General features: G+C 57.8%; 10 protein-coding genes. 8 read left to right on the top strand and 2 right to left on the bottom strand.

What is annotated here, in order from left to right; all coding sequences use genetic code 11:
* Positions 1-181: 181 nt before the first annotated feature.
* The 3 genes from F6X24_RS00905 to F6X24_RS00895 are packed head-to-tail and all read left to right on the top strand — an operon-like array spanning position 182 to position 3,132.
* Entirely contained in the window at positions 182-430 is a 249-nt protein-coding gene (locus F6X24_RS00905; RefSeq protein WP_229725268.1) for a FeoA family protein, read from the top strand.
* 42 nt (positions 431-472) lie between these two features.
* On the top strand, positions 473-2,647 hold the full coding sequence (gene feoB, locus F6X24_RS00900; protein WP_317132503.1) for a ferrous iron transport protein B: 2,175 nt from the start codon (positions 473-475) through the stop codon (positions 2,645-2,647).
* Entirely contained in the window at positions 2,635-3,132 is a 498-nt protein-coding gene (locus tag F6X24_RS00895) for a hypothetical protein (RefSeq protein WP_151085837.1), read from the top strand. Before feoB ends, F6X24_RS00895 begins: the two co-directional genes overlap by 13 nt.
* A 142-nt stretch (positions 3,133-3,274) precedes the next feature.
* On the opposite strand, the gene F6X24_RS00890 is transcribed toward F6X24_RS00895, so the two are convergent.
* Positions 3,275-4,651 (bottom strand): RagB/SusD family nutrient uptake outer membrane protein, encoded by a 1,377-nt coding sequence (locus F6X24_RS00890; protein ID WP_151085836.1) that lies wholly within the window; start codon positions 4,649-4,651, stop codon positions 3,275-3,277.
* A gap of 37 nt (positions 4,652-4,688) precedes the next feature.
* Complete coding sequence (locus F6X24_RS00885; RefSeq protein ID WP_151085835.1) at positions 4,689-7,748, bottom strand: SusC/RagA family TonB-linked outer membrane protein; 3,060 nt, start codon at positions 7,746-7,748, stop codon at positions 4,689-4,691.
* 278 nt (positions 7,749-8,026) lie between these two features.
* Between F6X24_RS00885 and F6X24_RS00880 the strand changes: the two genes are divergently transcribed.
* The 5 genes from F6X24_RS00880 to F6X24_RS00860 all read left to right on the top strand — a co-directional run bounded on the left by F6X24_RS00880 (position 8,027) and on the right by F6X24_RS00860 (position 12,836).
* On the top strand, positions 8,027-9,208 hold the full coding sequence (locus F6X24_RS00880) for a ribonuclease D (protein WP_151085834.1): 1,182 nt from the start codon (positions 8,027-8,029) through the stop codon (positions 9,206-9,208).
* A gap of 393 nt (positions 9,209-9,601) precedes the next feature.
* On the top strand, positions 9,602-10,699 hold the full coding sequence (gene mltG / locus F6X24_RS00875) for an endolytic transglycosylase MltG (protein WP_151085833.1): 1,098 nt from the start codon (positions 9,602-9,604) through the stop codon (positions 10,697-10,699).
* A gap of 88 nt (positions 10,700-10,787) precedes the next feature.
* Positions 10,788-11,234, top strand: a complete 447-nt coding sequence (gene dtd / locus F6X24_RS00870) for a D-aminoacyl-tRNA deacylase (protein WP_151085832.1) — start codon at positions 10,788-10,790, stop codon at positions 11,232-11,234.
* A gap of 29 nt (positions 11,235-11,263) precedes the next feature.
* Positions 11,264-11,617, top strand: coding sequence for a nucleotide pyrophosphohydrolase (locus F6X24_RS00865; RefSeq protein ID WP_151085831.1), 354 nt, complete (start codon positions 11,264-11,266; stop codon positions 11,615-11,617).
* A 55-nt stretch (positions 11,618-11,672) separates the two neighbouring features.
* Positions 11,673-12,836, top strand: a complete 1,164-nt coding sequence (locus tag F6X24_RS00860) for an anhydro-N-acetylmuramic acid kinase (protein WP_229725266.1) — start codon at positions 11,673-11,675, stop codon at positions 12,834-12,836.
* Positions 12,837-12,942 lie beyond the last annotated feature (106 nt).

Here is a 12,942-nt window from a genome sequence, read left to right as displayed (position 1 = left end):
GCTTAGGTTGTGCATAGGTAAGCCGGCCTTTTAGCCAAGACTTTAGTGCGTTGCGGCGAACCCCGCCGGATTGTAGGCGAATGGTCGTAAAGCGGATAAAAAATCCTATTGGCTGGGCCCGGCAACTAAAGTGCCGTATCTTTGTTTGAATTAAATCTAAATAACCAAACGCTCTGCTATCGTGGCTATTTTTCGTCGCTCCACCGCCGTGGCTGCTCCGCAGCCGGCCTCCGGCCGCCGCACCGCCAACGACCTGCGGCCCGGCGAATCGGCCACCGTATGCTGCCTGAAAGACCCGCAGATGGCCCTTAAGCTGCTCGATATGGGGTGCATTCCGGGTACGCAGGTGCGCCTGGCGGGCCGCGCCCCCTCGGCGACCCGCTCATGCTGGTGCTCGGAGATGAAGAGTACACGCTGTCGCTGCGCGTAAGTGAGGCCCTCACAATACAGCTCAAAGACTAACTCAAACGCAATGGTGGGCGCTACCAAGGATGTGCGGCCGGCGGCGCCGCTCCCCGGCCTGCGGGAGATGGCCCCGGAGCGCCTGCCCCGCCTGGCCCTTATCGGCAACCCCAACTCGGGCAAAACTTCGCTGTTTAATCAGCTGACGGGCCTTAACCAGAAGGTGGGGAATTTTCCCGGCGTTACCGTTGACCGCAAAACGGGCATTGCCCAGCTCGGCGGGCAGCGCCGGGCCGAAGTCGTGGATTTGCCCGGCACGTACTCGCTCTATCCCAAGAGCCTCGATGAGCGCGTTATTGCCGATTTGCTTTATAACCCGCGCTCGCCCGACTATCCCGACTTTGTGGTAGTGACCGTGGATGCCAGCAACCTGCGCCGCAGCCTGCTGCTGTTTTCGCAGCTCGCCGACCTGGGCCTGCCGGCCATCCTAGCGCTCAACATGACCGATGTAGCTGCTGAGCGCGGTATTCAGCTCGATGTAGCGACGCTGGAGCGGGAGCTGGGCGTGCCCGTGGTGCCGATGAATGCGCGCAGGGGCGTGGGCCTGGCCGCGCTGCGCATCGTCATGGCCGACCGCCTGGCCGCCCGGCCGCCGGCCGGCCGCTTCTGGCAGCCGGCGCCCGAGCTGCGGCTGCTGCTGGCCGAGATTCGCCAGCACTTTAAGCTGCCCAACGATTACCTGGCTCTGCACTATGCCCACCAGTTCCGGCAGCTGCACTTTCTGAGCGAAGACGACCGCCAGTACCTGGCCACGCTTACCGAAAAAGCTGCTTTCAACTCTACCGCCCAGCAGGCGGCCGAAACGGTAGCGCGCTACGCCCACATAAATGAGCTGCTGCTGGAGGTAGTGACCGTGACGCGCACCGAGCGCCGCGAGCCAGCTTCCAACCGCATCGACAAAGTGCTGACGCACCGCGTATTGGGCTACCTCATTTTTCTGGCAATTCTGTTTTTGCTGTTTCAGGCCATTTTTGCCTGGGCGCAGTATCCGATGCAGTGGATAGACCAGGGCATTTCGGCCCTGAGCGCCGCCATTCAGGCGCGTTTTCACGGGCCGCTGGTGCGGCTGCTCACGGAGGGCGTGATAGCCGGCCTGGGCGGGGTGCTGATTTTTATTCCGCAGATTGCCCTGCTCTTTGCCTTCCTGGCGGTGCTGGAAGAAACCGGCTACATGGCCAGGGTTACTTTTCTCATGGACAAGCTGATGCGTCCGTTTGGGCTCAGCGGCAAGAGCGTGGTGCCGCTTATTTCGGGGCTTGCCTGCGCGGTGCCGGCCATTATGGGCGCCCGCACCATTGAGAGCTGGAAAGATAGGATGTTGACGATATTCGTCACGCCCCTGATGTCGTGCTCGGCGCGCATCCCGGTATACACGGTGCTGGTGGCGCTGGTAGTGCCCGACGAGGCGTGGCTCGGCATCTTCAACCTGCGCGGGCTCGTGCTGATGGGCCTCTACCTGCTGGGGCTCACGTCGGCGCTGCTGTCGGCGCTGCTGCTGAAAGCCGTGCTCAAAGCCCGCGAGCGCAGCTACTTCATCATGGAGTTTCCGGTGTATCGCTGGCCGCGCTGGAAAAACGTGGGCCTGACGATTGTGGAGAAAGTAAAAGCCTTCGTAACGCAGGCTGGCAAGGTAATCATTGCTATCTCAATACTGCTGTGGGTATTGGCCAGCTATGGTCCGGGCCGGCGGCAGGAGCAGGCTGCCCTTCAGGTGCAGCAAACGGCCAGCGCCGGGCACTGGTCGGCTGCCGAAACCGAGCGGCGTGTGGCTTCGGCCCGCCTCGAAAACTCCTACGCGGGCTCTTTCGGGCATGTGCTGGAGCCCGCCATCCGGCCGCTGGGCTTCGACTGGAAAGTCGGGATTGCGCTGCTCACGTCCTTCGCGGCCCGCGAGGTATTTGTGGGCACTATGAGCACCATTTACAGCGTGGGCCAGGATGCCGACCTGGGCACGGTGCAGCAAAAGCTGGCCGGCGAAAAAGATGCGCAGGGCCGGCCGTTCTTTACGCCGGTGCGGGCCTTGTCGCTGCTGGTATTTTACGTGTTTGCCATGCAGTGCATGAGCACACTGGCCGTTACGTACCGCGAAACCAAAAGCTGGCGCTGGCCCCTGGGCCAGCTCGTGTACATGACCGGCCTGGCCTACGTGGCCTCGCTGTTTGTATGGCAGGTATGGGGGAGCTAAACAACACCAAACAGATGACGACCTACGAAACCCTGCTTCGCCTTACCTTCCGTGAGCCCGCTGAAGTAGCTCACTATCTTACGCCCGCTGCGCTGGGTGCCGAAGCCGGCTTCGAGCAGGCTACCGGCCGCGACCAGCCTTTCCGCTTCGAGCAGTGGCGCCTGGGTGTGGCCATGAGCCTGCTGCGCCTGCTCGGCGACCTGGGCGACCACGACGAAGCCCGCCGCGCTGCCGAAGTACTGCACCGCGCCTTGAACACGGCCCACTCGCCGCAGGAAATCGACAAGCAGATTGGCAAGGAAAACAAGTTGTTTGAGCAGATTTATACCAACCTCTACGTCAACGACGAAGGCGAAGCCCTGCTCGACCTCTTCGCCCGCACGCTCGACGCCGACGCGCCCGACCTGCTGGCCCAGGTGCAGGCCGAGGCTGTGGACCTGGCGCGGGAGCTGAGTTTCGATGAGGAAGACGACGACCAGGAATAGCGCCCCCGCCCGAATGCTTATGTCAGTGAACCGGGCGTTGACCGCAGTATTGCGCCACTTATTAATAGATAAGCTGGTCAATTGACCTTAAACAAAAAAGACCCGTCACGTAAGTAGCGGGTCTTTTTGTAGGCGTTCAGTCTTAGTAGCCCTGATTCTGTGTTATGTTAGGGTTGGCATTAATTTCTGCCAGTGGTATTGGAAATACCAGACGAGGAGAATTCCAAGCGATGGGAGTATTTGCAACTGGGTCGGTAGTCGATTCTTTGTTGCGCTTAAGGTCGCCAAGACGAAAGCCTTCAAAAGCTAGCTCCAGTTTACGTTCTTTTAGAATAGCAGGTAGTGTCAGGCTCGTCAGAGCGGGTAGATTAACGCGGGCACGGACAAGGTTGATATCGTTAAGGGGTGTATCACCTACCGTTGTGCCAGCGCGAAAGTTCGCCTCGGCACGGGTTAAATACATTTCAGCCAGACGAATAAGTTTTACGGTGCCGTACTGCGCATCAAATTTATCTGAATAGACCTGACTTGAGGTTAAAGTAAACAGATTCTTCCGGTCATCACCTGGTTCAAACTGATTCAGAAGTTGGTCATTAACGTTTACTTCTCCGCGCTGGAACTGCGAATAGAAGTTATTGAGTTGATTGCTGCCACTATTACTACCGCTCTGCGCCGAGTTCTGAATAGTGAAAATATCTTCCGGGGTATTGCTCACTAAGTCACCACCCTGATAGAATTCATCGGCGTAACTCTGGTCGAGTGAGAACGACCCACTAGCGATAACACGGTTTGCCGCCGCCGCCGCGTCAGCGAAGCGGCCCTGCTGCAAATACACGCGAGAAAGAATAGCCGCTGCCGCATATTTGGTAGCAAAGAAGCCATTACTGGCAGGCAGTTCCGCTTCCGCTTTTGTTAGGTCGGCAATAATCTGGGTATATACCTCAGCAACTGTATTACGCTTTACGTTGTTCGCATCGGTAACGACGGTAGTCGGTGTGAGCACCAACGGTACGCCTGGATTACTGCTAGGTGTGCCATCGCTCCAGTCGCGGGCGTAAAGGCGTACCAAGTCAAAGTACGTCAGGGAGCGAATAAACTCGGCTTCTCCTTCAATACGCGTCTTATTAGCTGCGATGGTCACCTTGTCTAAGTTGGCCAGCACATTGTTTGTGCGGTTAATGGTAATGTAGGCGCGCTGCCACATTGAATAGACAAAGCTATTATCCTTCCGAATAGCTTTGCGCTGGAATTCTTGAGGCTGTGAGTAAGTTCCTACGTAACTGATATCCCCATTATCTGCCAGTAGGTCTGGCATGAACTGGATATACCCGTTGTATGACTCAGCGGCCTGCAGACTGGTATAACTGCCTACTAAGGCAGCCTGGACATCGTCGGGGGTGTTAAGTGCCTGATTAGCATCGATAGCATCGACGGGCGTTACATCGAGCTTTTTATTGCAGCTCGTGGTCGTGCCCGCTGCCAGACCGGCAACCAGCAGACCTAATACTATTTTTTTCATAAAAGAAACACGTTAGAGAGAGAAGAATCCGCTCGATTTAAAAGCCCAGATTGACGCCTGCCGTGAAGGTGCGTGGCTGTGGAGCGGTGTAGAAATCAACTCCCTGGTTGATATTATTCTGGCTGGTACTGGTACCACCCGTCAGGTAGTCAGCGCTTACTTCGGGGTCCCAGCCCTTGTATTTGGTAAACGTCAACAAGTTGAGTGCCTGCACAAACACGCGTGCCGATTGCAGGTAACCGCGCTTAACTAGGGTGGCAGGTAAGTTGTAACCTAACACAACGGTTCGTAGGCGACCGTAGTCGCCGTTACGTACAAAGCGTGACGAAGCACCCGTACCATTGCCAGTGAAGAGAGAAGCTTTAGGAATGTTGGTAATATCTCCCGGCTTCTGCCAACGGCCAAGTTGGTCGATGGTCTGGTTATCGTAGCCGTTGTTAAAGCCTACAGAATAATACTGAGCTCCTCCATCATAAATCTGATTGCCAAATACGCCAACAAGTGTAGCCGTCAGGTCAATGCCTTTATAAGATAACGTGTTGGTTATACCACCTGTCCATGTTGGATTCGGATTGCCCACTACTACGGAAGTAGCCCCATTGATATCGTTAGTTGTCGAGCGGTCAAGGGTGCCATCCGCCTTCGTAGCATTTACATAATAGAGTGCATCACCGTTTGCGGGGTCCACTCCAGCATACTCTGGCCCTACAAACACGCCTAATGGCTGGCCTTCTTGCGCCCGACTTAAGTTGCTACCCAAAATCGCAGGCCCACTAAGATTCGTGATTTTGTTGCGGTTGATGGCGGCATTGAAGCTGGTCGTCCAAGTGAAAGCCCCCACGAGGTTACGGGTAGTAAGCACAAATTCCAAGCCCTTGTTCTCGAGGCTACCCACATTGCGAGCAACCGAGGTGAAGCCAGTAGTCAAGGGCACAGGCTGATTGAGCAGCAAGCCATTGGTGTTTTTAAAGTATGCATCAAACTCACCCGAGATACGGTTGTCGAGGAAGCCATACTCCAAGCCAGCGTCATATTGCGTGGTTGATTCCCACGTCAGGTCGGGATTACCGAGTTGCGAAGGTGCCTGACCGGGTACGCCCACATAACCTGACGTACCGCTAAACAGGTTGCGAGACCCAAAGTTGCCAAATCCTTGGTTACCAGTCTTACCAATGCTGGCCCGTATCTTAAGTAGGCTTAGTGTAGGATTTCCCTTTAGGAAGTCTTCTTCTGAGATGAGCCAGCCAGCCGAGGCAGCGGAGAATAGTCCGTAGCGGTGGTTAGAGCCAAAGCGCGATGAGCCATCTAGACGAGCACTGCCGCCCAGCAGGTACTTACCTGCAAATGCGTAGGAAAGGCGGCCGAAGTACGAAACCAAGGTGTTGCCACCGTTATTAAAGGAGTTACCAGCCGTAATAAGCGAGGCGTTGACAATTGTTTTGTAAGCATCAGAGGCAAACTGAGTACCTGTTACGCTATTGCCCGTTAGTTGGCCCTGCTCATAGGCCGTTCCTACAGTGACGTCGACTAAATGCTGTTCAGCAAAGGTTTTATGATAATTGAAATAGTTATTGATTACCAGTTTAGTATTCACCTGTGCTGCATTGTACCCATACCCATTAGTAGGGTTGGTATTGCGTGAGGTTACACGCCCCAAGTACTGCTCCTCATCATAGTTGGTAAAATCTACGCCCACCTCGGAGCGGAAGTATAGCTCAGGTGTGAACTTAAATTGAGCATACGTATTACCTAGCAGCCGATAGGTGGTGGCTTTGTATGAGCCGCCAATTATGCTCAGTAGCGGGTTGTAGTAAAAAGGAAAGTTGGTGCTGTAGATACCAGTAGCTGGGTCGAGGGCGCCACTAATTAATCCCGTACGTGGGTCAGTGAGGGGTGTAAGAGGCGAAAGGGCTACAATCTGCATCGGGGAACTGAAGGCATCATCGTTTGGCAGGCGGTCGTTGACCGAGCGCGTAGCCCCGAGGTTGATACCAAACGACAGCTTGTCAGTTGCTTGATGGTCGAGATTGAAACGTGCGTTCATGCGTTGGTAGCGGTTACCAACTATGATACCATGCTGGTCACTATACTGCCCTGAGATGAAGAAGCGGGTTTTGTCATTGCCGCCACTCGCGTTCAAGTCATACTGCGAGAACGGAGCCCGTTGAAATGCCTGGTGCTGCCAGTCAGTATTGAAGCTGGTTGGGTCTTGGCCAGCCGAAATAATTTTCAGGCGGCTGGCTGTCGAAGCTGCTGAGTAACCAGCATTATTTCGCGCTTCAGTCAGTAAATCAATATATTGCGAGGCGTTTAAGAATTCTCGCAGATGGGTTGGATTGCTTATCCCTGTCTGATAGCCAATCGAGAATTTCGTGGCCCCAGCCCGTCCGCGCTTGGTTGTAACAATGACAACGCCATTAGTAGCTCGCGAGCCGTAAATAGCCGTAGCCGATGCATCTTTGAGCACGTTGATGCTTTCGATGTCATTGGGGTTAATATCGGCAATGGGATTAGTGGCACTACCATTCGATGATAGATTATCGGTGAGTACCGGAATTCCATCTACTACATATAGCGGCTGAGTATCACCGCTAATAGATGACACACCTCGTACTCGTACCCGAATGCCTTGGCCTAGCTTGCCGCTACTGCTTTCGATAAATACGCCGGCTGCCTTACCTTGAATAGACTGCTCAAATGACTGAACGGGTTGATTACCAACATCTTTGGCAGATATCTGCGCTATGGAACCTGTAAGGTCAGTCTTGCTCTGGGTACCATAGCCTACAACTACTGCCTCAGATAAGTCGGTGGCGCTGGCTGCTAGTGTGACGGAAAGCGAGCTGCGGCCTCCTACTGCTACGGTTTGAGAGGTGTAACCGATAGAACTGATAACAAGTGTAGCCTGAGGCTTAACAGAAAGCGAAAAATTGCCATCTGGTCCGCTGCTTACGCCGTTGGTAGTACCGCGTTCTACAATAGTAGCCCCTGGAATTGCGCTACCATCAGGCCCTGTTATACGTCCTGTAACTACCTGGCTTTGAGCTAGCGCTGGTAACGCAGCTACTACCAGTATGGGGGTTAAAAATTTTCTCATAAATGATATTTAGGAGAGAGATGATAAAAGAACCTACTGCCCTGAAGCAGTAAAAACAAACTTTTCACAACTGCCTACAAATAAAGGATATTTTACCCCAAAAATGATAAGCACTGTGCAAAACTGCCTTAATAATTTTAGGTAAATTAGAAAAAAGCATAGTTTTTCGCCGTTGATGCCTTACATAAAATCTTCATGTTTCCCTAGTTCCTCTGAAAAGCTATGGTGATTTCGATGTCTGTTGCGTTTAGCCTGGCCCCGTACCTTTGCTGCCACGCATGAAGCCTACTATCCACTACCTCACTACGGCGGCCCAGGTGGCCGAGGCCGCCGCTCACTTCGCCACCCTGCCGCGCATTGGCATCGACCTGGAGTTTGACGACAACCGCTATCGGTACGGCCGTCATGTTGCCCTTATTCAGGTATTTGATGGAGAAAGTGTTTACTTAATTGACCCCCTTCCGCTGGAGCCCGAGATGGCCGCCGGGCTCGAGCCGCTGTTTGCGGTGCTGCGCGACCCCGCCGTGGCCAAGGTGTTTCACTCCTGCAAGTCCGATATCCTGCTCCTCGACGAGCTGTTTGATGTGCACTGTCGCACCATCGTCGATACCAGCGTGCAGTTTACCCTGCTGGCGCTCGAGGATAACAATATCTCGCTGGGCCGCCTGATTCAGAGCGAGCTGGGCTTTGAGGTAGACAAGGGCGAGCAAAAGTCGAACTGGCTGAAGCGCCCGCTTACCGAAGCCCAGAAAGAGTACGCGGCCAATGATGTGCTCTATCTTTTTGAGCTGACCGACCGCCTGGCAGTGCGCTTGCAGGAGCAGGGCCGGGCCCAGTGGGCGGCCGAGGAAAACCTGGCGCTCGAAGCCGTGCGCTACGGCCGCGACGAGCTGCGCCCCCACCTGCGCCTGGCCGGCAAGTTTCGCATCGGTCCGGCCGAGTTGCCGCTGTTTCGCGAGCTGTATGCCCTGCGCGACCGCGTGGCGCGGCAGCTCGACCGGCCCAGCTACATGGTGCTCAGTAACGACCGGCTGGCCGAGCTGGCGCATCAGCCTATTGCCTCGCACGGGGCCCTGCGCAATGCCGGAGGCCTGCACCCCGAGCTAAAGCGCGCGCCCTACGCCGACGAGCTGGTGGCCCTGGCTACCGCCGACCTGGTGCCCGATGGCCCGCTGCCCGCCGACCAGCGCCGGCCGCAGCCTTTTCGCCGCCGCTTTGGCGGCCCCGTGGCCGCGCGCGCCGAAGCCCGCGAAGCGCTGCTTACGACTATCAAAAATCATCTGGCGACCGATTACAGCCCCGTGCTGGCCAATACCGTGCTCAGCAACCGGTTGATTGGTGATGTGGTAGAGCAGGGCAGCCTGGCCGCCCTGCGCCCCTGGCAGCGCCAGCTGCTGGGCGAAACTGCTGCCCGTCATGGTTTGGAAATCACGGAATTAGAAGATGCGTTGCAGGGCTAGCGAGATAGCACTAAGCGTGCTGCCACACTTCCCAGGTATATTGTTAGGCTGGTAAGCCCGGCAAACCTATACAGACTGTCAAATAGGGAAAATCAAGTATTATTTATATTTATACATAATACTTAGGATATAAGACGTGGTTATTGCGCGGATGTCTGGTACATGCCACGGTTCATGCCTGTAATTTCCTGACTGAAGCCTTGCTACGGATTTGTAAGTCAGAATGTTAGCGTATGCATTATGCCAGTGAGCGTATTCGTGGTGTGCCGGCGGAAGCAGTAAATATATAGAAAATTATATGCGTGGCGCGGCGCAACTGGTCAGTGCGTGGCTTACCCGGCTGGCACTACTTTTGGCAATTTGCTGCCGGATGGCTACTCCGCGGGCTACCTTATGACCGAACCTGTTGTGCCTGTGCTCGTTGTCGACTCTTCCCGGCCCACCCGGCAGAGCCGGCGCGGCTGGCTGGTCGTCCTGGTGCTAGCTTTGGCCGCCCTGGCAGCAGGCCTGGCTTACCAGCTGCTGTACCGCTCCAACGTGCCGGCGGCCGTGGAAGGCCCGGCTTATCTCTACATCCGGCGCGGCGCGGGCTTGAAGGCCGTGCTCGACTCGCTGCGGCAACCGGGGCAGCTAAGCCGGCCCGAAGATTTTGCCTGCGTGGCCCGCTGGCGCGGCTACGGCAGCCCGGCCCGGCCCGTGCGCCCCGGCCGCTACACGCTGCCGGCCGGAACCGGCAACCTCGACCTGCTGCGCCTGCTCGAAAGCGGCCGGCAGGATACGCTGGTATTCACGCTCCGGCCCTTTCACTACCTGCCGCAGCTGCCGCGCCAGGCCGGCCGCCAGCTCGACACCGATACCGCCCGGCTGCATATGCTGCTGGCCGATAACGCGTACCTGGTCGGGCGCTACGGCCTCGACACCGCTACCGTGCGGACGCTTTTCATACCGGGCCAGCTGCGGCTGTGCTGGCCTACCCCGGCCGCGGCCTTCCTCGACTCGGTGGCCGCCCGCCACCGGCGCTTCTGGAATGCTAAGCGGCTGGCCGAAGCCGACTCGTTGAACATGACCCCGGTGCAGGTAGCGGTCCTCGCCAGCATCGTACAGCGCGAAACGGCCCAGCCTACTGATAAGCCCATTATCGCGGGTGTCTACCTCAACCGCCTGCGCCGGGGCCAGCCCTTGCAGGCCGACCCCACGCTGCTGTGGCCGCTGCACGGCCTGGGCACCCGCAAGCGCGTGCTCAACGTCGATAAAAGCGTCGATTCGCCCTATAACACCTACCGGCACAAAGGCCTGCCGCCCGGCCCCATCACCACGCCCTACCCGCAGGCGCTGGAGGCGGTGCTACGCCCCGCGCACCACCACTACGTCTTTTTCTGCGCCCGGCCCGATGGCAGCGGCTTTTCCGATTTTGCCGCCACCTTTGCTCAGCACAAGCAGAACGCCCGCCGCTACCAGCACCACCTGGATAGTCTGAAAATCAAAAGGTAGGCTTGATTTCATTAAATAATATAATTATTAAGTAATATATTTAAAAATAAATAAAACAAAACTAAAAACCAATTTCCACAAACCAACTATGCGCCTTGTTATCCAGCGTGTTCGCGAAGCTTCCGTTACCGTCAAGGATACGATTACCGGCCAGATTGGCCCCGGCCTGCTGGTGCTGGCCGGCTGCGCGCCCACCGACGACGAGGCGGCCCTGACGTGGCTGGCCCGCAAGCTGGTGGGCCTGCGGATTTTCAACGACGAGCAGGGCCAGATGAACCGCAGCGTGCGCGACGTGGGCGGCCAGGTGCTGGTAGTGAGCCAGTTTACGCTGCTGGCCGATGCGCGCAAGGGCAACCGGCCCAGCTACATCGGGGCCGCGCCGCCCGCCGTGGCCGAGCCGCTCTACGAGCGCTTCGTGGCGCTGGTGGCGCAGGAGCTGGGCCAGGCCGTGCCCACCGGCATTTTCGGGGCCGATATGCAGGTGCGCCTGCTCAACGACGGGCCGGTAACCATCGTGCTTGATTCGCCGGCTTAGAAGTTTGAATATAGTAAATAATTAATATAATGACTATTCAGCAGGCCCAGGCTACGGTAGACGAGTGGATAAACACCACCGGTGTGCGCTACTTCAGCGAGTTAACCAACATGGCCATCCTGACCGAGGAGGTGGGGGAGGTGGCGCGCCTCATTGCGCGGCAGTACGGCGAGCAGTCGTTCAAGGAGTCAGACAAGGGCCGCGAGCTGGGCGATGAGCTGGCCGATGTGCTGTTTGTCGTCATCTGCCTGGCCAATCAGACCGGCATCGACCTTACCGAAGCCCTCGCCCGCAACCTGGCCAAGAAAACCCAGCGCGACGCCACCCGGCACCACGATAATCCCAAGCTGAGTCAGAAATTGGGAATGCAGAATGAGGAATGAGGAATTATTGCCCGCGTAATTCTTCATTCCTCATTTCCAATTCTTCATTCTCCAGATGAATCCACACCTGAGCCGTTTGCTGGCCGTGGCGCAGCAGCCCAGCCGCCGCATCGTGGGGCTGATGTCGGGCACCTCGCTCGATGGGCTCGACGTGGCGCTGTGCCGCTGCACCGGCGCCGGCCCCTCACTGCAGGTTGCGCTGGAAGAGTTTGCTACCGTGCCGTACCCGGCTGACTGGCAGCAGCGCCTGCGGGCCATCAGCCAGCCGGTGGTGCAGCTGGAAGAGCTGGTGCTGCTGCATGCCGGGCTGGCCCGCTACCATGCCCAGCTGGTGCTCGATTGCCTGGCCCGCTGGCGGGTGCCGCCGGCGGCCGTGGATGTGCTGGCCAGCCACGGGCAGACTATCTGGCACGCGCCGCGCCACCAGCACGGGCAGGAAGGTTTTGCGCACCATGCCACGCTGCAAATCGGCGACGGCGACCATCTGGCGGTGCTCACGGGTATTATTACGCTCTCCGATTTCCGGCAGAAGCACGTGGCGGCCGGGGGCGAGGGCGCGCCGCTGGCCCCGCTGGCCGATGAGCTGCTGTTTCGGCGGCCGGGCACCAACCGGCTACTGCTCAACCTGGGTGGTATCGCCAACTTTACCCTTTTGCCCGCCGACGGTGGCCCCGCCCAGGCCACCGACACCGGCCCGGCCAACACGCTGCTCGACTACGTGGTGCGCCGGCACTACCCCGACCGGGCCTACGACGCGGGTGGGCAGCTGGCGGCGCAGGGGCGGCCCCACGCCGGGCTGCTGGCGGCGCTGCGGGCGCAGCCTTTTTTTGCCGCGCCTTTCCCTAAAACTACCGGCCCGGAGCTGTTTTCGCCGGCTCTACTGGCGGCGAGCCAGCAGCTTACGGGCACTGAGGCGCTGCCCGTGCCCGACCTGCTGGCCACCCTCGTGGAGCTGACGGCCAGCGCCGTGGCCCAGGCCGCCCGCCACTACCTCGGCCCGCAGCCGGTGGCCGAGGTGCTGGTGAGTGGCGGCGGTGCCCACAATAAGGCCCTGCTGGCTGCCCTGGCCCGGCAGCTACCAGCCGCCGAGTGGCGCAGTACCGCCGAGGCCGGCGTGCCGCCCGATGCCAAAGAAGCCGTATTGTTCGCGGTGCTGGCCAACGAGGCGCTGGCCGGACAGTCGGGCCTACGCCTGGGTAAAATCTCGCTGCCCGGCTAGTAAGGTAATTGCCGGGTATAATCGTTTGAGTCTGACGCGGGCTGCCGACTTTTTCGCCGGCTGTCCGCTCGCTGACCACACGATTTTGGGCGCCCGATGAGTGTAC

Origin of the sequence: Hymenobacter baengnokdamensis, from assembly GCF_008728635.1 — a bacterium.
Lineage (GTDB): Bacteria > Bacteroidota > Bacteroidia > Cytophagales > Hymenobacteraceae > Hymenobacter > Hymenobacter baengnokdamensis.
The sequence above is the reverse complement of the archived record's forward strand: the minus strand, read 5'-3'. Positions and strand labels throughout refer to the sequence as shown.

Excerpts from the sequence above, each read along its gene's own strand:
- feoB (WP_317132503.1), top strand. The coding sequence starts at position 473 with ATGGTGGGCGCTACCAAGGATGTGCGGCCGGCGGCGCCGCTCCCCGGC.
- F6X24_RS00895 (WP_151085837.1), top strand. The coding sequence starts at position 2,635 with ATGGGGGAGCTAAACAACACCAAACAGATGACGACCTACGAAACCCTG.
- F6X24_RS00890 (WP_151085836.1), bottom strand. The coding sequence starts at position 4,651 with ATGAAAAAAATAGTATTAGGTCTGCTGGTTGCCGGTCTGGCAGCGGGC.
- F6X24_RS00885 (WP_151085835.1), bottom strand. The coding sequence starts at position 7,748 with ATGAGAAAATTTTTAACCCCCATACTGGTAGTAGCTGCGTTACCAGCG.
- F6X24_RS00880 (WP_151085834.1), top strand. The coding sequence starts at position 8,027 with ATGAAGCCTACTATCCACTACCTCACTACGGCGGCCCAGGTGGCCGAG.
- mltG (WP_151085833.1), top strand. The coding sequence starts at position 9,602 with ATGACCGAACCTGTTGTGCCTGTGCTCGTTGTCGACTCTTCCCGGCCC.
- dtd (WP_151085832.1), top strand. The coding sequence starts at position 10,788 with ATGCGCCTTGTTATCCAGCGTGTTCGCGAAGCTTCCGTTACCGTCAAG.
- F6X24_RS00865 (WP_151085831.1), top strand. The coding sequence starts at position 11,264 with ATGACTATTCAGCAGGCCCAGGCTACGGTAGACGAGTGGATAAACACC.
- F6X24_RS00860 (WP_229725266.1), top strand. The coding sequence starts at position 11,673 with ATGAATCCACACCTGAGCCGTTTGCTGGCCGTGGCGCAGCAGCCCAGC.